The 23,704-nt window shown below is 74.4% G+C and carries 23 protein-coding genes; 5 read left to right on the top strand and 18 right to left on the bottom strand.

The window, feature by feature from the left end:
- Positions 1 to 2,095: RecQ family ATP-dependent DNA helicase (locus tag DMH08_RS20840; RefSeq protein ID WP_125617135.1), on the bottom strand; the 2,095-nt coding region annotated here is incomplete at its 3' end.
- 137 nt (positions 2,096 to 2,232) lie between these two features.
- Between DMH08_RS20840 and DMH08_RS20835 the strand changes: the two genes are divergently transcribed.
- The 3 genes from DMH08_RS20835 (at position 2,233) to DMH08_RS20825 (ending at position 5,208) form a co-directional block, all read left to right on the top strand.
- Positions 2,233 to 3,657, top strand: a complete 1,425-nt coding sequence (locus DMH08_RS20835; RefSeq protein WP_233617714.1) for a threonine/serine ThrE exporter family protein — start codon at positions 2,233 to 2,235, stop codon at positions 3,655 to 3,657.
- A gap of 62 nt (positions 3,658 to 3,719) precedes the next feature.
- Positions 3,720 to 4,046 (top strand): hypothetical protein, encoded by a 327-nt coding sequence (locus DMH08_RS20830; RefSeq protein WP_026404950.1) that lies wholly within the window; start codon positions 3,720 to 3,722, stop codon positions 4,044 to 4,046.
- 10 nt (positions 4,047 to 4,056) lie between these two features.
- Positions 4,057 to 5,208 carry a DUF6745 domain-containing protein gene (locus DMH08_RS20825; RefSeq protein ID WP_125617133.1) on the top strand — a complete coding sequence of 384 codons (1,152 nt, stop codon included), beginning with the start codon at positions 4,057 to 4,059 and terminating at the stop codon, positions 5,206 to 5,208.
- 103 nt (positions 5,209 to 5,311) lie between these two features.
- On the opposite strand, the gene DMH08_RS20820 is transcribed toward DMH08_RS20825, so the two are convergent.
- The 13 genes from DMH08_RS20820 to DMH08_RS20760 all read right to left on the bottom strand — a co-directional run bounded on the left by DMH08_RS20820 (position 5,312) and on the right by DMH08_RS20760 (position 17,799).
- Positions 5,312 to 6,178, bottom strand: coding sequence for an STM4011 family radical SAM protein (locus tag DMH08_RS20820; RefSeq protein ID WP_125617131.1), 867 nt, complete (start codon positions 6,176 to 6,178; stop codon positions 5,312 to 5,314).
- Positions 6,178 to 7,509, bottom strand: coding sequence for an STM4012 family radical SAM protein (locus DMH08_RS20815; RefSeq protein WP_442778645.1), 1,332 nt, complete (start codon positions 7,507 to 7,509; stop codon positions 6,178 to 6,180). Before DMH08_RS20815 ends, DMH08_RS20820 begins: the two co-directional genes overlap by 1 nt.
- Positions 7,510 to 7,511: 2 nt before the next feature.
- Entirely contained in the window at positions 7,512 to 8,303 is a 792-nt protein-coding gene (locus DMH08_RS20810) for an STM4013/SEN3800 family hydrolase (protein WP_034520591.1), read from the bottom strand.
- Between the two features lies 1 nt (position 8,304).
- On the bottom strand, positions 8,305 to 9,429 hold the full coding sequence (locus DMH08_RS20805) for an STM4014 family protein (protein WP_125617127.1): 1,125 nt from the start codon (positions 9,427 to 9,429) through the stop codon (positions 8,305 to 8,307).
- Positions 9,426 to 10,364: an STM4015 family protein gene (locus DMH08_RS20800; RefSeq protein ID WP_125617125.1), complete on the bottom strand. Its 939-nt coding sequence runs from the start codon at positions 10,362 to 10,364 to the stop codon at positions 9,426 to 9,428. Before DMH08_RS20800 ends, DMH08_RS20805 begins: the two co-directional genes overlap by 4 nt.
- Before the next feature lie 27 nt (positions 10,365 to 10,391).
- Entirely contained in the window at positions 10,392 to 11,312 is a 921-nt protein-coding gene (locus DMH08_RS20795; RefSeq protein ID WP_199747917.1) for an STM4015 family protein, read from the bottom strand.
- Positions 11,309 to 12,229 carry an STM4015 family protein gene (locus DMH08_RS20790; RefSeq protein WP_125617123.1) on the bottom strand — a complete coding sequence of 307 codons (921 nt, stop codon included), beginning with the start codon at positions 12,227 to 12,229 and terminating at the stop codon, positions 11,309 to 11,311. Before DMH08_RS20790 ends, DMH08_RS20795 begins: the two co-directional genes overlap by 4 nt.
- 101 nt (positions 12,230 to 12,330) lie before the next feature.
- Positions 12,331 to 13,239, bottom strand: a complete 909-nt coding sequence (locus DMH08_RS20785; RefSeq protein WP_125617121.1) for an STM4015 family protein — start codon at positions 13,237 to 13,239, stop codon at positions 12,331 to 12,333.
- Positions 13,240 to 13,305: 66 nt separating this feature from the next.
- Positions 13,306 to 14,238, bottom strand: a complete 933-nt coding sequence (locus tag DMH08_RS20780) for an STM4015 family protein (protein WP_199747916.1) — start codon at positions 14,236 to 14,238, stop codon at positions 13,306 to 13,308.
- On the bottom strand, positions 14,238 to 15,182 hold the full coding sequence (locus DMH08_RS20775; protein WP_125617119.1) for an STM4015 family protein: 945 nt from the start codon (positions 15,180 to 15,182) through the stop codon (positions 14,238 to 14,240). Before DMH08_RS20775 ends, DMH08_RS20780 begins: the two co-directional genes overlap by 1 nt.
- Before the next feature lie 92 nt (positions 15,183 to 15,274).
- The gene (locus DMH08_RS20770; protein ID WP_026404962.1) at positions 15,275 to 16,111 is read right to left on the bottom strand and encodes a MetQ/NlpA family ABC transporter substrate-binding protein; all 837 of its coding nucleotides are present in this window, start codon (positions 16,109 to 16,111) and stop codon (positions 15,275 to 15,277) included.
- Between the two features lie 15 nt (positions 16,112 to 16,126).
- A complete protein-coding gene (locus tag DMH08_RS20765; RefSeq protein ID WP_026404963.1) occupies positions 16,127 to 16,783 on the bottom strand; it encodes a methionine ABC transporter permease in 657 nt (218 codons plus the stop codon).
- The gene (locus DMH08_RS20760; protein WP_125617117.1) at positions 16,780 to 17,799 is read right to left on the bottom strand and encodes a methionine ABC transporter ATP-binding protein; all 1,020 of its coding nucleotides are present in this window, start codon (positions 17,797 to 17,799) and stop codon (positions 16,780 to 16,782) included. Before DMH08_RS20760 ends, DMH08_RS20765 begins: the two co-directional genes overlap by 4 nt.
- Positions 17,800 to 18,535: 736 nt before the next feature.
- On the opposite strand from DMH08_RS20760, the gene DMH08_RS20755 reads away from it, so the two are divergent.
- Positions 18,536 to 19,105, top strand: a complete 570-nt coding sequence (locus DMH08_RS20755) for a hypothetical protein (RefSeq protein WP_233617713.1) — start codon at positions 18,536 to 18,538, stop codon at positions 19,103 to 19,105.
- 47 nt (positions 19,106 to 19,152) lie between these two features.
- The gene (locus DMH08_RS20750; RefSeq protein WP_051301331.1) at positions 19,153 to 19,842 is read left to right on the top strand and encodes a class I SAM-dependent methyltransferase; all 690 of its coding nucleotides are present in this window, start codon (positions 19,153 to 19,155) and stop codon (positions 19,840 to 19,842) included.
- Positions 19,843 to 19,889: 47 nt separating this feature from the next.
- Here DMH08_RS20750 and DMH08_RS20745 read toward each other — a convergent pair whose 3' ends face one another.
- The 4 genes from DMH08_RS20745 to DMH08_RS20730 all read right to left on the bottom strand — a co-directional run bounded on the left by DMH08_RS20745 (position 19,890) and on the right by DMH08_RS20730 (position 23,641).
- Positions 19,890 to 20,495 (bottom strand): response regulator transcription factor, encoded by a 606-nt coding sequence (locus tag DMH08_RS20745; protein ID WP_026404966.1) that lies wholly within the window; start codon positions 20,493 to 20,495, stop codon positions 19,890 to 19,892.
- On the bottom strand, positions 20,492 to 21,637 hold the full coding sequence (locus tag DMH08_RS20740) for a sensor histidine kinase (protein ID WP_034520594.1): 1,146 nt from the start codon (positions 21,635 to 21,637) through the stop codon (positions 20,492 to 20,494). Before DMH08_RS20740 ends, DMH08_RS20745 begins: the two co-directional genes overlap by 4 nt.
- Positions 21,638 to 21,670: 33 nt before the next feature.
- Positions 21,671 to 22,372 (bottom strand): ATP-binding cassette domain-containing protein, encoded by a 702-nt coding sequence (locus tag DMH08_RS20735; RefSeq protein WP_125617115.1) that lies wholly within the window; start codon positions 22,370 to 22,372, stop codon positions 21,671 to 21,673.
- 105 nt (positions 22,373 to 22,477) lie between these two features.
- Positions 22,478 to 23,641, bottom strand: coding sequence for a lactate 2-monooxygenase (locus DMH08_RS20730; RefSeq protein WP_125617113.1), 1,164 nt, complete (start codon positions 23,639 to 23,641; stop codon positions 22,478 to 22,480).
- Positions 23,642 to 23,704: the final 63 nt, after the last annotated feature.

Genomic DNA, 23,704 nt, shown 5'->3' with positions numbered 1-23,704 from the left:
GGACGGCGGGGGCGCCGGCCTGTCTGAGGAGGCGGGCGGCGACGGTCATCGTCCAGCCGGTCTCGATGCGATCGTCGACGAGCAGGACGGGGCCGGGGGCGGTGGCGAGGGCGCCGGAGAGCGCGTCGGGCAGGGCGAGGCCGTGCCAGACCGAGCGGAGCCGCTGGGCGCTGTTGTGGCGCCGGGGGACGGGCTCGCCCGCGGGGGCGAGTTCGCCGAGGTACGGAAGGCGGCCGATCTCGGCGATGCGGTGGCCGAGGCCGGTGACGAGGCGGGGCCGCGACCTGGAGCCGATGGTGACGACGCCCGCAGGCCGGGCCGACCAGTCCCAGGCGGACAGGACGGTGACGACGGCGTCGAGCATGTCGGGGGGAACGTCGGCGTCGCCGGCGGCGAACAGGTCGCGGAGGCGGTTGCCCCAGCCGATGTCGGTGAGGCGGCCGAGGGCGCGGCCGGTCTCGGCCTGCTCGCCGGGGGCGATGCGGCCGGCGACGCCGAGGTCGTCCTTGACGCCGGTCGGCCACATGCGGCGGGGCGGCACGTCGACGCCGGGGCGGTGGAGGCGGTCGCGGGCCCGGGCGGTGCTCTCGGCGGCGACGTCGGCGGACCGGTGCTCGCCGGTGCAGTTGTCGCAGCGGCCGCAGGGCGCGGCGGCCGGGTCGTCGAGGCGGCGACGCAGGAACTCCTCCCGGCAGCCGGTGGCGGCGATGTAGTCGAGCATGGCGCGCTGCTCGCGGCGGCGCTCGGCGGTGACGCGCTCGTAGCGTTCGCGGTCGTAGGTCCAGGGGACGCCGGTCGCGGTCCAGCCGCCCTTGACGCGGCGGACGGCGCCGTCGACGTCGAGGACCTTGAGCATCATCTCCAGGCGGGAGCGGCCGAGGTCGACGCGGGGTTCGAGGGCGCCGAGGGAGAGCGGGCGATCCGCCTCGTCGAGGACGCGGAGGGTGTCGCGGACGACGTCCTCCGGCGGGAAGGCCATGCTCGCGAAGTACTCCCAGATCTCGCGGTCCTCCCGGCCGGGGAGGAGGATGACCTCGGCGCGGTCGACGCCGCGGCCCGCGCGGCCGATCTGCTGGTAGTAGGCGACGGGCGACTGCGGCGCGCCGACGTGGACGATGAAGCCCAGGTCGGGTTTGTCGAAGCCCATCCCGAGCGCGCTGGTGGCGATGAGGGCCTTGAGCTTGTTGTCGAGGAGGTCCTGCTCGGCCTGGAGCCGCTCGGCCTGCTCGGTCTGGCCCGAGTAGGCGGCGACCTCGTGGCCGCGGTCGCGGAGGAACGCGGCGATCTCGTGCGCGGCGGCCACCGTGAGGGTGTAGACGATCCCGGAACCGGGGAGGCTTTCGAGGCGTTCGGCGAGCCAGGCGATGCGCTGCTCGGCCGTCGGCGTGGTGACGACGGAGAGGTGCAGCGACTCGCGCTCCAGCGGGCCCCGGAGGACGAGCGCGTCCCCCGCGTCCGGACGTCCCTCCCGGTGGGGGGACACGGCGAGCTGCTCGGCGACGTCGCGGGTGACGCGGGCGTTGGCGGTCGCGGTGGTCGCGAGGACGGGGACGTCCGGCGGGAGGTCGGCGAGGAGGGTGCGGATGCGGCGGTAGTCGGGCCGGAAGTCGTGGCCCCAGTCGGAGATGCAGTGGGCCTCGTCGACGACGACCAGGCCGGCGCCCGCGGCGAGGCGGGGCAGGACGAGGTCGCGGAAGTCGGGGTTGTTGAGCCGTTCGGGGCTGACGAGCAGGACGTCGACCTCGCCCCGTTCGACCTCGGCGAAGACGCCCTCCCAGTCGTCGGTGTTCGCGGAGTTGATCGTGCGGGCGCGGATGCCGGCGCGTTCGGCGGCGTCGATCTGGTTGCGCATCAGCGCCAGCAGCGGGGACACGATCACGGTGGGGCCGGCGCCGCGGGCGCGCAGCAGGCGGGTGGCGACGAAGTAGACCGCGGACTTGCCCCACCCGGTGCGCTGGACGACCAGGGCCCGCCGGCGCCCGACGACGAGGGCGTCGATCGCCGTCCACTGGTCGTCGCGGAGCCGCGCGTGGTCGCCGGCGAGGGCGCGCAGGGTCCGTTCGGCCTCGTCTCGGAGGTCACTGGGAGAGCTCATGCCACCTTGGTACCAACGATGCGTTGACCGTCACACCAGAACTTGCTTTTGGGGATAACCCCGGTGGACGTGTCAGCTCCCGGCCGTGGGTAGCCTGCGGGCGAGATCGGATCTTGCTGGAAGGACACAAGCGCGGGATGAGCGCGACGCAGCGCCCGGAGACCCCGGGCGCGGTGGAACGGCTGCGGAATTCGGCCGCCGCCGACCGGCTGCGGCGGACGTGGCAGGTCCTGATGGACGGCTCGCCGCCGGAGCCCCCCGAGGAGGAGCCCGGTGAGGTCGTCGATCCGCGGGCCGTCGACCTCGTGCTGCGCGTCGGGGAACTCCTGCTGGCCAGCGGCGAGACGACCGAGCGGGTCAACGAGGCGATGCTCGGCCTCGCGGTGGCGTTCGAGCTGCCGCGCTGCGAGGTGCAGGTCACGCTGACGAGCCTGCTGGTGTCGGCGCATCCCGGCAAGGGCGCGCCGCCGGTGACGGCCGCCCGCGCCATCCGGCGCCGCACGCCCGCGCACTGGCGGCTGACCGCGCTGCACGACCTCGTCCAGCAGGCGTCCATCGGGATGCTGGAGCTGGAGGCGGCGCACCGGCGGCTCGCGGAGATCAAGCGCGGGCGGGGCCCGTACCCGCCGTGGATGATCGTGCTGGGGCTGGGCCTGATCTCCGCGTCGGCGAGTGTGCTGTCCGGCGGCGGGCTGCTGGTCGCGCTGACCGCGTTCGCTGGAACGGTCCTCGGCGACCGCGCCGCCGCCTACCTGGCGCGCCGGGGCGTCGCGGAGTTCTTCCAGCTCACGGTCGCCGCCGCGATCGGCGCGACGGGCGCGATCATCGTGGTCGCGACGGGCAGCCCGGGGCCGGCCGCCTCGGTGGTGACCGGGGTGATCCTGGCGCTGCTGCCCGGGCGCCCGCTGGTCGCCAGCATTCAGGACGGCATCACCGGCGACCTCGTGAGCGCCGGGGCGCGCGTGCTCGAGGTGTTCTTCATCATCGCGGCGCTGGTCGCGGGGCTGGGCGTCGTCGTCTACATCGCGGTCAACTTCGACGTCGCGATCGACGTGCGGCACCTGCCGAGGGCCAGCGAGACGCTCGATTCCGTCCAGATCCTCGCCGCGGCGGCGGTTTCGGCGACGTTCGCGCTGTCGCTGGCGGCGCCGCGCGCCGTGCTGGCGCCGGTCGCGCTGGGCGGCGCGCTGATCTGGGTGCTGTTCGTGCTGATGCGCGGCTGGGACATGCCGCCGGTGCTGGCCTCCGCGGTGGCCGCCACGGTGGTGGGGACGCTGGCGAACGTGGTCGCGCGCAGGCAGGGCGCGCCCGTGATGCCCTACGTCGTCCCGGCGATCGGGCCGCTGCTGCCGGGGACGCCGCTGTACCGGGGCATGGTCGAGCTGAACACGGGCGCGCCGCAGGACGGCATCCTCAGCCTGATCTCGGCGCTGTCGATCGCGCTGGCGCTCGGCGCCGGGGTGAACCTGGGCGGTGAACTCGTGCGGGCGTTCCAGCGGGTCGGCCTCACCGCGTCCGGCCGCTGGGCCCGTCCGGCCGCCCGCCGGACGCGCGGTTTCTGACCCCCGCGGGCGCCCGTCCGGCCGGTGCCGGGTTTGTCGGTGCCGGGCGCTACGTTCGCCGCATGTACCGACAGGGAGACATCCTGATCCTGCCCGTGGCCGAAGCGGACGTGCCGCCGTCCGTCCGGGCCCTGCCGCCGGCGCCGCGCGACGGACGGGGCCGCATGGTGCTGGCGCTCGGCGAGGCGACCGGGCACGCGCACGCGCTGGCCGCGCCGGGCACGCTCCTGCGGACGCCCGACCCGCGCACCCCCGACCACCTGCACCTCCCGTCGGGCGGGCGGCTGGTCCACGAGGAGCACGCGGCGATCTCGCTGCCGAAGGGCTGGTACCGGGTGATCCGCCAGCGCGAGTACGTGCCGGGCTCCGTCCGGGTCGTGGCGGACTGAGGCGGCGGGTATGACGACCGAGACGCACACCGAGACCCCGCGCCCCGCGCACTTCGTCGTCGGCGACTGGCAGTCCGCGGCGTTCGCCGCGACGCCCGCCGACCGGCCCCGCGCCGAGGCGGGGATCGCCGCGGCCTACGCCGCCGCCGGGCTCCCCGCGCCCGAGCGCGTCCTGTGGGTGCCGTCGCCGCTGCGCGGCGCCGTCGCGGCGGCCGTCCTCGCCGGGCACGAGGAGGCGCTGCGCGCCGCCGGAGCGGCCGAGCAGGTCGACGCGGCCCTCGCCGACCTGGGCGCGGACGCCGACGCGGGCGCGAGCGTCCGCGACGCCGTGCGGACCCGGCCCTGGGAGGCCGAGCGGGCCGCCGCCGCGGCCGAACTCGGCGCGGAGGGCTGGCCGCGGGCGTGGGCCGACAGCGGCGGGCTGCTCTGGAGCCAGGTGCAGTCGCTGGTCACGCGGGTGCGGGCCGCCGCCGGCGCCGCCGCGGCCCCCGACCCGGAGGAGGCGACGGACGAGCAGCAGCGCGCCGAGTCGCTGCTCCGGGCCGCCACCCTCGACGCGGTGCTGGGCCAGCACGACGCGCCGTGGCTGGCGCTGTTCGAGTCGCTGGGGCGGCTCGACGGCCGGCTCTCCGGCCTGGCCGAGGTCGCCCGCTCCGCCGGCTGGTGGTGGCCGTACGAGCGGCTGGCGATCTGCTGCGAGCGTCCGTCGGAGCTGCACCGGGACGAGCCGGGGCGGCTGCACCGCGGGGACGGCCCGGCGCTCGCGTACCCGGACGGGTTCGCGCTGCACGCCTGGCGCGGGATGCCGATCCCGCCCGACTTCGTCGAGTCGCTCACCGATCTCCACGCGGACCGGATCCTGCGCGAGGAGAACGCCGAGCTGCGCCGGGTCATGCTGGAGATCTACGGCTACGACCGCTACCTCGCCGACGTCGGGGCGAAGCCGGTCCACCAGGACGAGACGGGCGTGCTGTGGTCGATCGACCTGCCGGGCGACGAGCCGGTGGTGATGGTCGAGGTGGTGAACTCCACCCCCGAGCCCGACGGGACGTACCGGACGTACTACCTGCGCGTCCCGCCGACCACGCGGACGGCGCGGGAGGGCGTCGCCTGGACGTTCGGCGTCGACGAGGCCGACTACCGCCCCGAGAAGCAGACCTGAGCGGTCCCCCGAGCGACCGGTGGTTCCGGTCCCCCCGGCGGGCGCCCGTTGGCAGCACTTCCCCAGTCGCCAACGGGCGCCCGCCGTCGTCGTGCCCGCCGCGTCACGCCGGTCGGGCGCGGTCCCCCAGCAGGGCGGGGATGCGTTCGAGGACGCCTCCGGCGAAGGTGTCGTAGAGGCCGAGCGGTTCGAGGTGGACGTAGCCGATGTGGCAGTCGCACGTGGCGAGGGGGCAGGGCCGGGGGCCGAGGGCGGCGCGGAAGGTGCCGTCGTAGAGGTTGCCGAGGACGGCCGGGACGAAGTGGCAGCGGCGCACGGTGCCGTCGCCGTCCACGGACACGACGGTGTCGCCGGTGCGGCAGGCGCGGCCCCGGCTCGGGTGCGGGTGCCGGCTGACCGGGAACAGCGGGTCGACGGCGGTCCACGCGTCGGCCTCGGCGTCGTCGTAGACGCGCCCCTCGGCGGCGTTGACCCACAGGTAGGCGTCGGCGGGCAGGTCGGCGCGGAGGCGGCGGGCCGCGTCGAGGTGCTCGGGCTGCCCGACGATGCCGACGCTGAACCGGACGCCGCGCGCGTGCAGGTCGCGGCACTTGCCGAGGAAGCGCTCGTAGGGCACCTGGCCGGGGTGGTAGGTGGCCCACAGCGCCAGGCGGGACGGGTCGGCCTCGGACGTCCAGGACGTGCGGTGGCTGAGGTTCGTCTGGATCGCGACGCGCCGGACGTGCGGGAGGTGGCTCAGCTCGACGAGGGCGCGCCGGTACCAGGAGCGGACGAGCCCTTCGCCCCACGGCGTGAACAGCACCGAGACCGGGTGCTCCCGGGCGGCGACCCAGGCGGTGAAGCGTTCGAGGGCGGCCCGGTCGGCGCGGAGCTGCTCGGTCGTGTCGCGACGCTTCGCGAAGGGGCAGTACGGGCAGTCGTAGTCGCAGCTCGCGAGGGGCCCGCGGTACAGGATCGTGAGGTGGTCCATCAGCGCGCCTCGTAGGACGCCATGAGGGACTGCACGTGTTCGGAGAACAGTGCGGGGCCGATGGCGTCGGAGTGGGCGAGCCCTTCGGGGGTGAGGCGGAGCGTCTCGGCGGACGGTTCCAGCCAGCCGCGTTCGCCGAACGTGCGGAGTTCGTCCGGGAAGTGCGCGGACGGGTCGTCGCCGAAGCGCGCGCGGTAGCCGGCGAGGTCGAGGCCGTCCGCTTGCAGGAGGGACTGGAGGAGGTGTCGGCGGCGGCGGTCGTCCGCGTTCATGGTGAAGCCCACGCGGGCGGTGCCGAAGTCGGTCTCCCGCACGTAGTCATCGATGATCGAGCGGACCTGGGACGCCCCGACGGCGTACTCGAACGAGTAGTGCAGGCGGGTCGTGTAGGAGCGGGCGCCGCAGCCGAGCCCGACCATGCCGTCGGTCTGGCAGCAGTACTCGGTCCCGTTCGCGGACGCGCCGGGCAGGCGGAACATGCGCATGGACACCTGCTCGTAGCCTTCGGCGAGGAGGTGGTCGCGGCCGAGCCGGTAGAGGGTGAGGCGCTGGTCGTCCCAGTCGCGGGCGCGCCGTCCGAGCCCGGTGAGCGGGCGCACGTACAGGGGGTAGAGGTAGAGCTCCTCCGGGCGCCAGGCGAGGGCGGCGTCGAGGGAGTGCTTCCACGTCTCGGGGGTCTGCCCGTCGATGCCGTAGATGAGGTCGATGTTCAGGGTCGGGAACCCCGCGGCGCGGATGCGGTCGAGCGCGGCCTCGACCTCGGCGCGCTTCTGCGGGCGGACGGCCGCGCGGGCCTCGTCGTCGAGGAAGCTCTGCACGCCGATGGAGATCCGGGTGGTGCCGCGCTCGGCCAGGACGGCCAGCCGGTCGGCGGTGGCGGTCGCCGGGGACGTCTCGACGCCGAGCGGCCCCGTCCCGAACCCGGGGAAGCGGCCCGCGATGTCGCAGAGCCGTTCGAGTTCGGGGGCGGTGAGGTAGGTCGGGGTGCCGCCGCCGAAGGCGGCGGTGGCGAACGACGCGCCGTCCAGGCCGTCCAGCGCGTCCAGGACGGCCGCGGCCTGCCGGTCGAGCGCGTCCAGGTAGGCGCCGGTGAGCTCCTCGGGCGCGCCCGTGCGGGTGAACAGGTTGCAGAACCCGCACCGCATCTCGCAGAACGGGATGTGCAGGTAGAGGAAGAGCGCGCCGAGCGGTTCGCCCGCCCAGACGTCCCGCAGGGCGGGCGCGGGGTCGAGCGGCCGGTAGGCGGTCTTGTGGGGGTACGCGTAGACGTACCCCTGGTAGGGCGATCCGCCGGTCCGGGGGCCGGTCGGGGGGCTGGTCACGTTGATCACTGTCAAGGCAGAACGAACTCTCCGTACGGAACGGTCCACACGACCTCGTGGCCGATGCGGTGCCCGGTGTGGCCGTCCTCCCCGTACGCCGTGCCGTGGTCGGAGCACACGATGACGAAGCAGGGGCGGCGCATGAGGGCGAACAGGCGCCCGATGTGGGCGTCGACGTGGCGCAGGGCGGCGGCGTGGCTCGCGCGGGTGTCGCCGTCCGCGCGGGACGCGCCGTCCAGGTAGAACCAGTTCGGCTGGTGCAGGGACGCGACGTTGACCAGCAGGAACAGCCGGCGGTCGGGCGGCAGTCCGGCCACCACGGCGGCGGCCCGGTCGATCTGGTTGGGCAGCGCGTCCGGGTCGGTCACCCCGAACTCCGGTTCCCAGTGGCTCTCGGCGAACAGCGCCGGCAGCGCGGAGCCGAGCGGGGTGCGCTTGTTGAAGAAGCCGACGCCGCCGATGCAGGCGGTGCGGTACCCGGCGGCGGCGAGACCGGACGGCAGGTCGGCGGCGTCGAACGTCCAGGTGCCGGGCGCGGTCGTCTCGCTGCCGGGGAAGGCGCCGGCGAACAGGCGGGGGTGCGGGCCCGGCTCCGCGGGCGTCGGCAGGAACCCGGCGAGCATCGCCGCGTGCGCCGCGTAGGTGAAGCTGCCGGGCGTGTGCCGGCGTTCCCAGCGCCCGTCCGGCAGGTACCGGACGAGCGTGGGCGTCTCGCCCGCCGCGGCGAGTTCGGCGGCCACGTCGTACCGGAGGGTGTCGAGCGTGACCAGCAGCACGTCGTGGGTGCCGATGATCCGGTTCATGTCACGCACGGGCGCCGCTTTCCGCGAGGACGGCCCGGACCTGGGCGGTGTAGGTGTCGACGCCCTCGGCGGGCCCGCCCGGGAAGCCGGTGAGGCGCGGCAGGAGGTCGCCGAACGCGTTGACCTCGCACACCGCGAAGCCCCGCATGCGGTTCAGGACGAGCAGGTCCACGCCGACCATCGGGCTGCCCGGGAAGCACGCGGCGGCACGCGCGCACACGTCCATCGCTTCGTCCCAGCCGTCCGCGCCGAGCGCGCGCCGGACGGCCTCCAGGTCGCCTCTGGCACCGCCCAGGTGGAGGTTGGTCATGGGGTGGCGGCTCGTCCGGACGACCGCGTGGGCGGGTTCGCCGCCGATGACGACGACGCGCAGGTCGAACGTCCGTCCGCCGGTCGTCGCCTTCGGCACCCAACGCTCCACGTGCAGCCCGTCGGGGGCGAGCGCGTCGATGAGGGACGCGACCTCCGGCTCGGTGAGGTAGGTGCGCACCCGCAGCGAGTTGCGCAGCCCGTCCGGGGTCATCGCCGCCGAGGTGACGGCGCGGACCCGGCCGCCCGGCGCGGTCTGCAGCGCCACGACCCCGGACGCGGACGAGCCGTGCGCGGGCTTGACGAACACCCGCCGCTCCCCCGCCGCGTCCATCGCGTCCCGCAGCGAGGCGTAGTCCCAGGCGGGCGCACCGGACGCGCCGGACGCGCCGGCGGGCGCGAGGGCGGGCGGCACGGGCACCCCGGCGGCCAGCATCCGGGCGTGCGCCAGCCGCTTGTCGAACATGGCGGCGATGTCGCCGACGTCGCCGGCGAGGCGGGCGCCCGCCGCCGACGCCGCCGCGTCGATCCGGCGGAGCGCGGCGGTGAACGCGCGGTACCAGCGGGCGCCGCCGCCGACCCGGGTCGGGTCGCCGGGGCCCCGCAGCAGCGCGTCGGCCTCGGCGTCCTCGCCCGGCGAGTCGATCCGCACGAGGTCGCCGGGTCCGAAGGGGAGGTCGCCGCCGCGCAGCACGTCCGTCCAGGGGACGACGCGGGGTTCGGGCAGCCCGCACGCCCGGCACGCGTCCGCGAACAGCACGGGCCGCCGGTCGCCGGGCGTCGCGACGACGGTGAACGCGGCCGCCGCGGCCGTCATTCCGACACCGCGACGTAGTATCCGCGGTCCCCTTCGTCATCGCCCCACGGGACCTTGTCGGCCATGTAGTCCACCGCCGTTCCGAGGTCGACGGCGACGCCGGGCAGCGCGGCCTTCAGCCGCTGCGTCATGCCCCGGCTCAGATAGTGCCCGTCGAGGTCGAGCCTCCGCAGGTGGGTGAGCGGCTGCCCGGTCAGCAGCGCCTCGGCGCCGCGGTCGGTCAGCGTGCCCAGCGCGAGGGCGAGCGACTCCAGCCGCGCCACGACCGGCGCGGACGCGACCGCCTCGGCGAGTTCGTCCAGCATCGGGGTGTTGAACAGCCCGAAGTGCCGCAGCGAGGGGAACCGGACCCCGTCGAGGAGGGGCGCGAGGTCCTCGGCCGTCGCGTCGCCGCCCCGGTACTCGACGCCCAGCCACAGGTCGAGGTGCTCCAGGTTCGGCAGGCCGCTCGCCCCCACCGCACGCACCACGTCCGCCGGGAGCCCGGCGGACTCGAACCGCAGCACCCGCAGTGCGTCGCTCCGGAACGGGCTCAGGGAGAGATCCTCCGCGCCGCGGACCTCGAACCGCTCCAGGCCCGGGAACGCGTGCAGCACCGGCGTGATGTCGGTGTGCTGGATCCAGGAGAGGTGCGCCTCCTCCTCGATGTCGATGTCGCCGACGAACAGCGCCCGCAGGTTGGGGAAGGCGGCGGCCGCGTCGGTCAGCACCTTCACCGGCAGCGGCTCCATGTCCCAGAAGCCGATGACCAGCGCGGTGACCGCCGCGGTGTCGACCTCCTCGACGAACGCCGCGAACCGCTCGTCGAAGTCGGGACCGTCGTAGGAGGTGGCGACGCGCCACGCCGCCTCCCCGGCCGCCGGCCGCTCGCCTTCCGCTCCGTGCGTGACCACGGGCAGGCCCGCGTACTCGGTCAGCGGCTCATAGATGTCCATGGTTCCCTTTCACGCTCTTCGCGCGGATCATTCCGACACCGCGATATAGAACCCATCCGGAGGCCACGCCTCGTCGAGCGTTTCGTCCTCGGGAAGGCGGAGGTCGACGTCGACGTCCGGGAGTTCGGCCGTGAGCCGTTCCATCATCGCCTCGGACAGGAAGTGGTGGTGCAGGTCGAGCTTCCGCAGGTGCGTGAGGGGCTGCCCCGCCAGCAGCGCCTCCGCGCCCCGGTCGGACAGCGTCCCCATCGCCAGGCTCAGCGACTCCAGCCGCGCCACCACCGGCGCGCCCGCCACCGCCTCCGCGACCTCGTCCTGGATCTCCGAGTCCTCGACACCGAGGTGCCGCAGCGACGGCAGCCGCTCCCCCGAAAGGATCGGCGCCAAGTCGTCCACGGACGCGTCACCGCCGTAGTCCGGTGTCCCGAGCCACAGGTCGAGGTGCTCCAGGTTCGGCAGACCGCACTCCCCCACCGACCGGACGACCGAGGCGGGCAGCCCGCCGGACTCGAACCGCAGCACCCGCAGCGACGTGCTGCGGACCGGTTCGTGCAGGTGGCCGACTCCCCGGACCTCCAGGCGCTCCAGTTCCGGGAACGCCCGGAAGAACGGCGCGATGTCGCCGTGGTCGATCCACGAGATCTCCTGCTCGGGGATGTCGCCGAGGTAGAGCGCGCGCAGGCGGGGGAACGCGTCCGCCTTCTCGGCGAGCTTCCGCGCGGCGCTCGGCCGATGCCACCAGCCGCTGACCAGATGGGTGACCCGCGCCGTGTCGACGTTGCCGAGCAGCCAGTCGAGGCTCGCGCCGGCGTCGTAGGACCGCCAGCCGCGCTGCGCCGGGTACAGGCCCCACGCGGCGTCGCCGGGTTCGGGCGGCGCGTCGGAGGGCGGCTCCATCTCGATCTGGACGACGGGGAGGCCGTCGAACTCCTCCAAGTACTCGTTCATTCGGAGACCCTGATGTAGAAGCGCTCGAAGTCGTCCGCCGCCTGCCGGTCACCGAGATCGACGTCGACGCCGGGCAGCGCCGCGCGCACGCGCTCCATCATCGCCTCGGACAGGAAGTGGTGGTGCAGGTCGAGCTTCCGCAGGTGCGTGAGGGGCTGCCCCGCCAGCAGCGCCTCCGCGCCCCGGTCGCACAGCGTCCCCATCGCCAGGCTCAGCGACTCCAGCCGCGCCACCACCGGCGCGCCCGCCACCGCCTCCGCGATCTCGTCCTGCATCTCCGAGTCCTCCAGCCCGAGGTGCCGCAGCGACGGCAGCCGCTCCCCCGAAAGGATCGGCGCCAAGTCGTCCACGGACGCGTCACCGCCGTAGTTCGGCGTCCCGAGCCACAGGTCGAGGTGCTCCAGGTTCGGCAGGTCGCTCGCCCCCACCGACCGGACGACGCCCGCCGGGAGCCCGCCGGACTCGAACCGCAGCATCTTCAGCGAAGCACTCTCGAACGGGTCCAGGTCGAGGAGGGTCGCGCCGCGGAGCTCGAACCGCTCCAGGCTCGGAAACGCCCGGAAGACCGACGCGAAGTCCTCCTCGTTCTCGTGCTCGACCCATGAGATCGGCACTCCGGACGTGAGGTCGCCGACGAACAGGGTCCTGAGCCGGGGGTAGGACGCGGCCCCGGCCAGACTCGACGCCGCGAGCGGCGTGTCGTCGGAATAGCCGCCGAGGATCACCGCGACGACCTGGGCGGGGTCCACCAGCGCCGCGAAGGCCGCGAAGACGTTGTCGTACTTCCCCCCGTCGTCGCCCTCGACGCGCCAGGCGACCTCGCCCGCCGGCGCCGCGCCGGCCGGATCCGCGGCCTCGGGATCGAACGACACCACCGGCAGGCCGGCGTAATGCTCCAGGCGGTCCAGATAGCTCATTCCGACACCTCGACATAGAAATGGTCATCGACCTCGGGTTCCTGCCGGTCGCCGGTGGCGCAGGTCGAGCCCGCGCAGGCCGCCGCGTCCGCCGCCGGAGCTCACTCGGAGACTTCGATGTACGGGTCATCCCGCGGTGCGAACTCCAGCGCGATGTCGACGCCGGGCAGGGCCGTGCGGATCCGCTCCTGGAGCGGCGCGGAGATGAAGTGGTGGTGCAGGTCGAGCTTCCGCAGGTGCGTGAGGGGCTGGCCCGCCAGCAGGGCTTCGGCGCCGCGGTCGGTCAGCGTCCCCATCGCCAGGCTCAGCGACTCCAGCCGCGCCACCACCGGCGCGGACGCCACCGCCTCCGCGATCTCGTCCTGGATCTCCGAGTCCTCCAGCCCGAGGTGCCGCAGCGACGGCAGCCGCTCGCCCGACAGGATCGGCGCGAGGTGGGCGACGGTCGCGTCGCCGCCGTAGTGCGGCGTCCCGAGCCACAGGTCGAGGTGCTCCAGGTTCGGCAGGTCGCTCGCCGCCACCGCCTCGACGATGTCCGACCCGAGCCCGCCGGACTCGAACCGCAGCACCTTCAGCGCCTCGCTGGCGACGGGTTCGAGTATGAGATCCGAGGCGCCCCGGACGTCCAGCCGCTCCAGCTTCGGGAACGCGCGGAGCAGCGGCGTGATGTCCCCGTGCTCGATCCAGGAGATCTCGGACTCCATGTACGTCAGGTCGCCGAAGAAGATCGAGCGCAGGTTCGGGAACGACGCCGCGGACTCGACCAGGTGCGGCACCGGGTAGTCGGCGTGCTCGTCGTAGCTCGCGCCCCAGTAGCCGATGACCAGCGCCGTCACCCCGGCGGTGTCGACGGTCGCGCAGAACCGCTTCCAGATATCGCCGAACCGCTCCGCGTCGTACTCGGACGCCACCTTCCAGGCCACCGGCCCGGCGGGCGGCTCCTCGCCCGTGTCCGCCTCGAAGCCGACCACCGTGAGGCCGACGTACTGGTCCAGGTTCTCGCCGATCATGCCGTCCCTTTCATGTTCTGTCCGCCATGTCTTATCAGGAGGGGCGGACAGCTCCGGCGCTTCCGCTCACTCCGACACCGCGACGTAGAACTCCGGTTCCTCGTCCCCCTCGTCCGGCTCCCGCCGGTCGCGCAGATCGACCTCGGCACCGGGCAGCGCCTCCGCGACCCGCCGCATCATGTCCTCGGACAGGAAGTGGTGGTGCAGGTCGAGCTTCCGCAGGTGGGTGAGCGGCTGCCCCGCCAGCAGCGCCTCGGCGCCCCGGTCGGTGAGGACGCCCATCGCCAGGCTCAGCGACTCCAGCCGCGCCACCACCGGCGCGGACGCCACCGCCTCCGCGATCTCGTCCTGGATCTCCGAGTCCTCGAGACCGAGGTGCCGCAGCGACGGCAGCCGCTCCCCCGCGAGGATCGGCGCGAGGTCGGCGGGCGTCGCGTCGCCGCCGTAGTAGTCCTCCCCGAGCCACAGGTCCAGGCGCTCCAGGTTCGGCAGCTCGCTCGCCCCCACCGCCCGGACGACCGAGGCGGGCAGCCCGCCGGACTCGAACCGCAGCGTCCGCAGCCCGGCGTGCTCGACCGGCTCCAGGACCAGCCCGTCCGAGCCCCGGACGTCCAGCCGCTCCAGCTTCGGGAACGCCCGGAGCAGCGGCGTGACGTCGGCGTGCTTGATCCAGGACATCTCGGCTTCGTCGACGGTGATGTCGCCGAGGAAGAGCGACCGCAGGTTCGGGAGGTCGGCGGCGGCCTCGGCGATCCACGGCACCGGGTACAGGCGGCGGATGCGCTCCCGCCCCCATGAGGCGATGACGAGTGCCCTGACCTGCGTGGTGTCGACCGCGCGGCGGAACCGCGCCCACGCGTCGCCGAACTCCTCCCCGCCGTCCACCGCCACCCGCCAGGCCGCCCGTCCGGCGGAGGACGCGGGCGCGCCGGCGGCGTCCCGGCCGCCGAACCGCTCCACGGGCAGTCCGGCGTACTCGTCCAGGTGGTGGACGATCATTACTCGGACACCTCGATGAAGAACCACTCGCCGTCCGGCTTCTGCCGGTCGTCCAGGCCGACCGTGACATCGGGCAGCGCGGCGCGCACGCGCTCCATCATCGGCTCGGACAGGAAGTGGTGGCGCAGTTCGAGCTTCTGCAGGTGGGTGAGCGGCTGCCCGGCGAGGAGCGCCTCCGCGCCCCGGTCGGTGAGGATGCCCATCGCGAGGCTCAGCGACTCCAGGCGCGCGACGACGGGCGCGCCCGCGACCGCCTCGGCGACGTCGTCCTGGATCTCCGCGTCCTCCAGCCCGAGGTGCCGCAGCGCCGGCAGCCGCTCCCCCGACAGGATCGGCGCGAGGTCGGCGGGCGTCGCGTCGCCCCCGTAGCTGGCGGTCCCGAGCCACAGGTCGAGGTGCTCCAGGTTCGGCAGGTCGCTCGCCCCGACCGCCCGGACGACCGCGGCGGGCAGCCCGCCGGACTCGAACCGCAGCGTCCGCAGCCCGGCGTGCGCGACCGGCTGCATCGTCAGGTGCTCCGCGCCCCGGACGTCGAGCCGCTCCAGGTTCGGGAAGGCTTCGAAGACCGGCGTGATGTCGCCGTGGTCGATCCAGGAGATCTCGGACTCCTCGGCCGTGATCTCGCCGATGAACAGGTGCCGCAGCGCGGGGAAGGACGCCGCGGCCTCCACCAGCAGCGGCACCGGGTAGGTGTAGTCCGAGTCGTACTCGGCGCCCCAGTAGCCCAGCATCAGCGTCGTGATCCCGGTGGTGTCGACGGTCTCGCGGAACAGCTTCCAGACCTCGTCCCACGCTTCCTCGTCGAACTCGGTCGCCACGCACCACGCGGCGTCCCCCGGGGCGGGAAGCTCGGGGAGCCCCTCCGCGTCCTCGTCGAGCCGGCTCTGATCGAACCGGAACACGGGCGAACCGGCGTACTCGTCGCGCAAATCGTAGATACCCAAGGCTCCCCCTGAACGGATTTGTCCGCCTGTCCTATCAGGACAGGCGGACAAATCAGCGCGTTTCAGCGGAACCCGGGTTCAGGCGCCGCCGATCAGGAGGCGGCCTCGGCTTCCCCGGTCGCGATCAGGACCGAGCCGTTGTACTTGCCCTCCACGAACTTCGCGACCTCCGGGCCCTGCAGCAGCTCGACGAGCTTCTTCACCCGCGGGTCGTCCTTGTCCCCCGGCAGCGTCACGATGCCGTTGGCGTACGGGTTGCCCTCGGCCTTCTCGGCGGCGAGCGCGTCGTCCTTCGGCGTCAGCCCGGCCTCGATGGCGTAGTTGCCGTTGATGACCGCGAGGTCGACGTCCGGCAGCGAGCGGGGCAGCTGCGCGGCCTCCAGCGGCTTGATCTCGAGCTTCTTCGGGTTGTCGGTGATGTCCTGCTCGGTCGCGCTCGTCGGGGCGTCCGCCTTCAGGGTGAGCAGCCCGTTGTCGGCGAGCAGCTTCAGCGCGCGGCCCTGGTTGGCCGGGTCGTTCGGGACGGCGACGGTCGCGCCCTGCGGCACGGAGTTCAGATCCTCGACCTTCTCGGAGTAGACCCCGAGCGGCTCCAGGTGGACGGGCGCGATCCACTCCAGGTCGTCGCCCGCCTTCTTCTCGAACTCCTCCAGGAACGGCACGGTCTGGAAGTAGTTGGCGGTGACCTGCTTCTCCACCAGCGCGGTGTTGGGCTGGTTGTAGTCGTTGAAGGTCACGATCTCCAGCTCGAGGCCGGCGTCGGCGGCCAGCTCGTCCTTGACGTACTGGAGGATCTCCCCGTGCGGGACGGGGTTGACCGCGACCTTCAGCGGCGCGTTCGGGTCGTCGGACGCGCCGGACGAGCCGCAGGCGGTGAGTCCCGCGAGCAGCCCGAGGGACGCCAGCGCGACGGAAATCTTGCGAAGCACGACAAGTGCCTTTCTCTAGCGGTGGGTGAGGCGGCGGGCGACGAAGTCCCCGACCGCCTGGATGACGAGGACCAGGACGATGAGCAGCACCACGGTGGCGACCATGACGTTGGTCTCGAAGCGCTGGTAGCCGTAGACGACGGCGAGGTTGCCCAGGCCGCCGCCGCCGACCGTCCCGGCCATGGCGGTGTATCCGATGAGCGCGATCACGGTGACGGTCAGCCCGGACACCAGGCCGGGCCGCGCCTCGCGCAGCATCACCTTGCGGACGATCTCGCGGCGCGTCGCGCCCATCGCGTCCGCGGCGGCGATGACGCCGGGGTCGACCTCCCGGAGCGCGATCTCCACGAGGCGCGCGTAGAACGGGATCGCGCCGATGGTGAGCGGGACGATCGCCGCCTCGTTGCCGATGCTGGTGCCGACCACGATCCGGGTGAACGGGATGATCGCCACCATCAGAATCAGGAACGGCAGCGACCGCCCGATGTTGACGACGACGCCGAGCACCTTGTTGACCGGCCGCGCGGGCAGCAGCCCGCCGCGCTCGGTGACGACCAGCAGGACGCCGAGCAGCAGCCCGAACACGGCGGTGAACAGGGTGGCGACGCCCGTCATGTAGAGCGTCTCCCAGGTGGCGGGCCACAGCAGCGGCATGACCTCGTCCCACGTCATCGGGCGTCCTCCTCGGCGGTCTGGGGGGCGGCGGGCTCGCGGACCTCGACGGACAGGCCGGCCTCGCGCAGGAACGCGAGCTGCGCCGCGTTGTCCGACGGGTCGCCGGGCAGTTCGAGCCGGAGGCGTCCGACGCGCTCGCCGGCGACCGTCTCGACGGCCCCGCCGAGGATGTTGACGTCCAGCGAGTACTTGCGGGCCAGCGCGGACACGAACGGCTCGTCGGTGGCGCCGCCGACGAAGGTGACCTCGACGACCGTCGAGCCGGGGCGGGGCTCGGCGGGCGGCAGCGGGAACAGGCCGCGGGCCAGCTCCGAGCCCGGGCGGGCGAGCAGTTCGGTGACCGGGCCCGACTCGGTGAACCGGCCCGCGCGCATGACGGCGGCCGAGTCGCAGATCCGCTTGACCACGTCCATCTCGTGGGTGATCAGCAGGACGGTGAGGCCGAGCCGCCGGTTGAGGTCGCGCAGCAGTTCGAGGATCGAGGCGGTGGTCTCCGGGTCGAGCGCCGAGGTCGCCTCGTCCGACAGCAGCACCTTGGGGCGTCCGGCCAGGGCGCGGGCGATGCCGACCCGCTGCTTCTGCCCGCCGGAGATCTGCGCCGGGTACGCCTTCGCGTGGTCGGTGAGCCCGACGAGGTCGAGCAGCTCGGCGACGCGCGCCGTCCGCCGGGCCCGCGGGACGCCCATGACCTCCAGCGGGAACGCGACGTTCCCGGCGACCGTGCGGCTGCCGAGCAGGCCGAAGTGCTGGTGGATCATGCCGATGCCCTGGCGGGCGCGGCGCAGTTCCGCCCCCCGCAGGGCGAGCAGGTCCGAGCCGTCGACCACGACGCGTCCGGAGTCGGGGCGCTCCAGCAGGTTGACGCAGCGCAGCAGGGTGCTCTTCCCCGCGCCGCTGCGGCCGAGCACGCCGAACACCTCGCCCTCGCGGACGGTGAGGTCGACGCCGTCGACGGCGGTCACCTCGCGTCCTCGGGCGCGGTAGACCTTGCGGAGTTTTTCGATCTGGATCACAGAGAATCAACCCGTGCGGACAGGCGCCGCCGGTGGGCGGCGGTGCGTGCGGATGAGGCGTGCGGAGGGTGCCGGTCCGGGACGAACGGCGCCGCGCGGCACGCGGGTGTGCGGGCGCGGGCGTCCCGGCTCCTGCGGACGGACGCTCGACCGGCCCGGTCAGGCGAGACCGGGCGGGTACGGGGCGTGGCTCAGCAGGTGGCGTTCGATGATCATGCGTGACTCGGGTGTCGGGGTTCGCTCACTTCGGGGCGCGAGACTCAGGCAGGGGCCCTCAGCGGTCACACATTCGACGGCAGCGCGTACACCGCGGGGCCCGCGTCATCTGCGGACGGCGCTCCTGGCACGGGCGTACGGCGGTCATGTCAGCAGTTAAGCCGCGAAAGACAGATGACGCAAATCGATCAGGAGGGTGGCGAACCGCATTTCCGCCGGACATCCCGCCATCGGGGGACGACTCCACGTGACCACCCTCACAACGGGAGAGGACGGGAGAGGATCGTCACAAACCCCCACATCGCCCACCGAACAACGATTCGGTGACGGACCGCTTGCGAAGCGCTGACGTGTGTGGGCCAGACGGATGAAACCAGACGAGCCGGACCTCTAGAGTGATGTGGACGCCGGGGTCCCCGCGCACGCGGACCCGGTGCCCGGGCGGCCCCCGCATGCTCGACCGCCTGCATCAATCCCGTCTGCGTCAATGCCCCGCCCGCACGATCAGAGGTCCCCCACCATGTACGACCACACTGTGCACGAGGAGTGCCTGCGGCTCCTGCGGGACGGCCTGCCCGACCCCGCCCCCCACGCCGCCGGCGACGGACTGGACTTCCTTCCCCTGGGAGTCGACCGCGACGGCGACATCGCCGTCGTCACGTTCCTCCAGTGGGGCGACGGCGGGACCGTTCCACTCATCGAAGGCTGGACGTTCCACCAGCGCGACGGCGAATGGATGGAGATCGGCGGCGCCGCCGGCTCCGCGCCCGACGAGCCCCTCGCCCGCCGGTCGTCCGGCGAGATGGGCCGGCACCTGCAGAAGTACGGTTCGGGCCGGACGGTCCGCAACGCCAACCGGCTGCTGCCGTGGGGCGCCAAGTGGGTGAGCGAGGCCCGGCTGCGCGCGTCCGCCGAGGTCGCGCGCGTCCGCGTGGGCAAGCGGCTGCTCGTCGTCCCGCCGCACGGCCACGTCGCCGTCGTGTGGGGCGCCCGCCGCGCGCCGGTGGTGGAGGCGCTCGACGCCGACGGCTCGGTGCTGGACACCCTCGACCTCGCGCCCGCGCCCGCCCCCGCCCGCTCGCAGTCCTGACCGCGCGGCGACGCTTCCGCGCGTCCCGGTCCGGGCAGACTGCGGACATGGCCGTGACGCCCGACTACGACGCCGACCCCGAGCGCTTCCGCCTCGCCGCGCGGGTGACCCGCCGGTACCTGATCGGCGCGCGCAGCCTGCACGACCACGTCGCCGCGAAGCTGCGGGCGGCGGGCGCGTCGCGCGTCCTGGACGTCGGCTGCGGGGAGGGCGCGCTGAACGGCGCGCTGCCCGACCCGCCGCCGTTCCCGCTCGTGGGCCTGGACGCGTCCGCGGCGCTGCTGCGCGCCCACCCGGGTCCGGCGGTGCGCGGCGACGCGGCGCGGCTCCCGTTCCGCGACGGCGCGTTCGACGCGGTCACGGCCGTGAACATGCTGTGCCACCTGGACGATCCGGTACCGGCCCTGCGGGAGGCGCGGCGCGTGCTGGCGCCCGGCGGGCTGCTGCTGGCGTCCGCGATCAGCCGCGCCGACAGCCCGGAACTCGCGCCCGTCTGGTCGCCGCCGCGCACCCCGTTCGACGCCGAGGACGCGCCCGCGCTGGTGTGCGCGGTGTTCGGCGAGGTCGAGGTGGAGCGCTGGGACGCCCCGCTGCTCACGCTCCCGCACCGCGCGGCCGTCCGCGACTACCTGATCGCGCGGCAGGTCGCCCGCGCGGCCGCGGAGGAGGCCGCCGCGCTGGTGCCGACGCCGCGCCCGGTCACCAAGCGCGGCGCCCTCGTCGTCGCCCGGCGGTGACGGCGGCCCGTACGCGGCGAGGCCGCCGAAGTCCGGTTCGGCGGGGGTCAGAGCCAGCCGAGGTCGCGGGCGGAGCGGACGGCGGCGTGCCGGTTGTCGGCGCCCAGCTTGGTGACGGCCGCCGACAGGTAGTTGCGGACCGTCCCCTCCGACAGGCCGAGGCTCCGCGCGATCTTCGACACCGGGGCGCCGTCCGCCGCGGCGCGCAGGGCGTCCAGCTCGCGCGGGGTCAGCGGGCACTCCTCGGCGGCGAGCGCGTCCGCGGCGAGCTGCGGGTCGATGTACCGGGCGCCGTCCGCGACCTGCCGGATCACCTCCGCGAGCCGCGCCCCCGGCGCGTCCTTGCCGAGGAACCCGCGCACCCCGGCGGCCATCGCGCGCCGCAGGTTGCCCGGGCGGCCGTGCGCGGTGACGATCACCAGCCGACAGCCGGGCAGGTCGCGGGCCAGCCGCTCGGCCGCGGCGAGCCCGTCCAGCCCCGGCATGTCGATGTCGAGGACGGCGACGTCCGGTTTCAGGGCGAGGGCCCGGTCGACGGCCTCGTCGCCGCGCCCGACGTCGGCGGCGACCTCGATGCCGTCCTCGGTCTCCAGCAGCAGGACGAGCGCCTCCCGGATCAGGAGGTGGTCGTCGGCCAGCAGCACCCGGATCATGCGTCTCCCTTCCCCGCGCCCGGCGCGGGCGCGGCGGGCAGCGCGGCCGTGACGCGGAACGTCCCGTCGCCGCCCGGCCCGGCGCGGAACTCGCCGCCCGCCGCGGCGATCCGCTCGGCGAGGCCCGGCAGGCCGCTGCCGCCGTCCCCGGCGGAGCGCCGCCCGGCGCCGTCGTTGACGATCTCGACGCGGACGCCGCCGCCGTCCGCCCGCACGCTGATCTCGCACCACGTCGCGGCGGAGTGCCGCAGGACGTTCGTCGCGGCCTCCCGCGCCACCCAGCCGAGCGGTTCGTGCACGTGGGCGGGCAGCGCGGGCGACACCTCGGGCGGCTCGCACCGGATCCCCGCCGCGCGCAGCACCGCCGACATGCCGTCCAGCTCGGCGGCCAGCGACGTCGCCCGGTAGCCGCGGACGACCTCGCGCACGTCGCGCACCGAGTCGCGGGCCATCCGCTGGATCTCGGCGAGCTCCTTGCGGACGCGCCCGCCGTCGCGGTCGAGGAACCGCTCGGCGACCTCGGCGCGCAGCGCGACCGCCTGGAGGCTGTGCCCGAGCACGTCGTGCAGGTCGCGGGCGAACCGCTGCCGCTCCTCCCCGACCGCCGACCGGGCCAGCTCGGCGCGCGCCTCCCGGAGCTCCTGCACGACATGGAACAGCCAGACCGTGACGTATCCGGAGAAGGCGCCCAGCGGGACGCCCGTCACCTCGTACAGGACGGTCAGCGCGGGCAGCCCCAGCAGCGTCCCATAGACCGGTGTCAGGACGGTCGCGGCGGCGGCGACCGGGACCGCCTCGCGCACCGGCAGCACCACCGCGATCAGCCCGGACGGCACCAGCAGCGCGTTGCCCCAGCCCTGCTCGACGCCCAGCAGCGGCGCCGTCCAGCACGCCAGGGCGATCGCGGCGAGGCCGAACCGGTGCGCGGGGCGGGTGCGGCGCATCAGGTTCAGCCACAGCAGCCGGGCGTACCCGGCGAAGACCGCCGCGACCCCGGCGAGCCCGGCGGCGAACGCGGCGGCGTCGCGCGTCCCGACGGCCTCGTTCCACAGCGCGGGCACCATGAACCCGCTCAGCGTGAGGACCGTCATCCCCACGATCGTCGCGGCGATCACCGTGGGCCTCGGAATCCAGGGCTGCACGCGCCCAGCGTACGTGCCGGCCACGCGCCGGGGTCAGGCCGCGCGCGGACCGGTCGAGCGGCCGGACGAGTGCCCGGACGCGGCGCCGGAGAGGCGGGCGGAGTCGCGGCCGGTCAGCAGCCGCCCCTCGTCGAGGACGCCGACCCGGTCGGCGCGGCACGCCTCGCCGGGGTCGCGGGTGGCGAGCACGACGGTCGTGCCGCGCGCGGCCAGGTCGCGCAGCACCGCCCGCACCTCGCGGGCCGGGCCGTCGTCGAGGCCGGCGGTGGGCTCGTCCAGCAGCAGCAGGTCGGACCGGCCGACGAGGGCGAGCGCCAGGTCCAGCCGCCGCCGCTGCCCCTGCGCGAGCCGCTCGAACCGCACCCCGGCGGCGTCCCCGAGGCCGACGCGGTCGAGGACGTCCCCGCGGGCGAGCGGGTCGAGCGTCCAGCGGCGCCACGTGTCGACGACCTCGGCGACCGTCAGCCCGGGGAACAGGCCGCCGTCGCGCCAGACGGTCCCGCTGCGCGCGGCGTCCCGGTCGGCGTACGGGTCGGCGCCGCGCACGCGGACGGTCCCCGCGGCGGGCCGCCGCAGCCCGGCGAGCACCTCCAGCAGCGTCGTCTTGCCCGCGCCGTACCGGCCGAGCACCGCGTAGACCTCGCCGGACGCCACGGTGAACGCGACGTCCCGCACGCCGCCGCGCGCGCCGCCGCCGAGTTCCAGGTCGCGTACCTCGATCACGGGTGCCTTCATGCCGTCCATGCTTCCCGCGCCGCGCGCGGACGTGCAGTCACGGGCATCAGCAATCGGCGGTGAGGAACGCACCGGTCGCCCGTGACAAATGTCAGACGGCCGCCGTCACGCGCCGGCGAGGACCTCCCGGACGAGTTCGTCCGGCCGGGCGATCCCGGCCAGGGCCATCGTCAGCTCCATCTCCGCCTGGAAGCAGCGCAGGACGTGCTGGACGCCGGCCTGCCCTCCCAGCGCGAGCCCGTAGGCGTACGGGCGCGCGAGCAGGACGGCCCGCGCGCCGAGCGCGAGCGCCTTCACCGCGTCGGCGCCCGTGCGGATCCCGCTGTCGAACAGCACGGTCGTCCGGTCGCCGACGGCCTCGACGACGCCGGGGAGGGCGTCCAGCGACGCGATCGCCCCGTCCACCTGCCGTCCGCCGTGGTTGGAGACGATGACGCCGTCCATGCCCGCGTCCGCGGCCCGCCGGGCGTCGTCGGGGTGCTGGATGCCCTTGAGGGCGATCGGGCCGTCCCAGTGCTCGCGGAGGAACGCCAGGTCGTCCCAGGTCAGCGACGGGTTCCCGAAGTTCGCGACCCAGTGCAGCAGCGCGGTGTCGCGGTTGGCGTCGGTGACGGGCCCGCCGACCGCCCGCTGGAAGACGGGGTCGCTGAAGTAGTTCGCGACGCCGATGCCGCGCAGGAAGGGCAGGTACGCCTGGTCGAGGTCGCGGGGCCGCCACGCCATCGTGAACGTGTCGAGGGTGACGACCAGGGCGGTGTACCCGGCGGCCGCGGCCCGCTCGAGGAAGCTGGCGGCGAGGTCGCGGTCCTTGGGCCAGTACAGCTGGTACCAGCGCGGCCCCTCGCCCCCGGCCTCGGCGACCTCCTCGATGGAGTGGGACGCCGCCGTGCTCAGCACCATCGGGACGCCCTCGGCGGCCGCCGCGCGCGCCACCGCCAGTTCCCCGTCGGGGTGCAGGATGGACAGGACGCCGATGGGGCCGAGCAGCACGGGCGACGGCATCGCGGTGCCGAGCACGGTCACCGACAGGTCGCGCTCCGCGACGTCCCGGAGCATTCTGGGGACGATCCTGTGGCGGTCGAACGCGGCCCGGTTGGCGCGCGCGGTCGCCTCGCTCCCGGCCGAACCCGCGACGTACCCGAACGCTTGGGCCGACAGCGCGCGCTCTGCGCGGGCCTCCAGTTTCGTGAGGTCCGTGGGGAGGGTGGGAGTGACGTCACCGAGCCCCTGCAAGTAGATCGAGTTCTGGAAGTCGGCCAGTCCGCTCACGAAGCGTCCTCCTCGCGGTCCGTGTCAGCCGCCCCAACCTACCGCCGCCCGCCCGCATACCCG

The sequence above is a fragment of the Actinomadura sp. WAC 06369 genome (assembly GCF_003947565.1).
Classification (GTDB): Bacteria; Actinomycetota; Actinomycetes; order Streptosporangiales; family Streptosporangiaceae; genus Spirillospora; species Spirillospora rifamycini.
The sequence above is the reverse complement of the archived record's forward strand: the minus strand, read 5'-3'. Positions and strand labels throughout refer to the sequence as shown.

Excerpts from the sequence above, each read along its gene's own strand:
- DMH08_RS20790 (WP_125617123.1), bottom strand. The coding sequence starts at position 12,229 with ATGAGCTATCTGGACCGCCTGGAGCATTACGCCGGCCTGCCGGTGGTG.
- DMH08_RS20805 (WP_125617127.1), bottom strand. The coding sequence starts at position 9,429 with ATGACGGCCGCGGCGGCCGCGTTCACCGTCGTCGCGACGCCCGGCGAC.
- DMH08_RS20735 (WP_125617115.1), bottom strand. The coding sequence starts at position 22,372 with ATGAAGGCACCCGTGATCGAGGTACGCGACCTGGAACTCGGCGGCGGC.
- DMH08_RS20825 (WP_125617133.1), top strand. The coding sequence starts at position 4,057 with ATGACGACCGAGACGCACACCGAGACCCCGCGCCCCGCGCACTTCGTC.
- DMH08_RS20750 (WP_051301331.1), top strand. The coding sequence starts at position 19,153 with ATGGCCGTGACGCCCGACTACGACGCCGACCCCGAGCGCTTCCGCCTC.
- DMH08_RS20785 (WP_125617121.1), bottom strand. The coding sequence starts at position 13,239 with ATGATCGGCGAGAACCTGGACCAGTACGTCGGCCTCACGGTGGTCGGC.
- DMH08_RS20780 (WP_199747916.1), bottom strand. The coding sequence starts at position 14,238 with ATGATCGTCCACCACCTGGACGAGTACGCCGGACTGCCCGTGGAGCGG.
- DMH08_RS20745 (WP_026404966.1), bottom strand. The coding sequence starts at position 20,495 with ATGATCCGGGTGCTGCTGGCCGACGACCACCTCCTGATCCGGGAGGCG.
- DMH08_RS20755 (WP_233617713.1), top strand. The coding sequence starts at position 18,536 with ATGTACGACCACACTGTGCACGAGGAGTGCCTGCGGCTCCTGCGGGAC.
- DMH08_RS20765 (WP_026404963.1), bottom strand. The coding sequence starts at position 16,783 with ATGACGTGGGACGAGGTCATGCCGCTGCTGTGGCCCGCCACCTGGGAG.
- DMH08_RS20795 (WP_199747917.1), bottom strand. The coding sequence starts at position 11,312 with ATGAACGAGTACTTGGAGGAGTTCGACGGCCTCCCCGTCGTCCAGATC.
- DMH08_RS20820 (WP_125617131.1), bottom strand. The coding sequence starts at position 6,178 with ATGGACCACCTCACGATCCTGTACCGCGGGCCCCTCGCGAGCTGCGAC.
- DMH08_RS20800 (WP_125617125.1), bottom strand. The coding sequence starts at position 10,364 with ATGGACATCTATGAGCCGCTGACCGAGTACGCGGGCCTGCCCGTGGTC.
- DMH08_RS20830 (WP_026404950.1), top strand. The coding sequence starts at position 3,720 with ATGTACCGACAGGGAGACATCCTGATCCTGCCCGTGGCCGAAGCGGAC.
- DMH08_RS20810 (WP_034520591.1), bottom strand. The coding sequence starts at position 8,303 with ATGAACCGGATCATCGGCACCCACGACGTGCTGCTGGTCACGCTCGAC.
- DMH08_RS20835 (WP_233617714.1), top strand. The coding sequence starts at position 2,233 with ATGAGCGCGACGCAGCGCCCGGAGACCCCGGGCGCGGTGGAACGGCTG.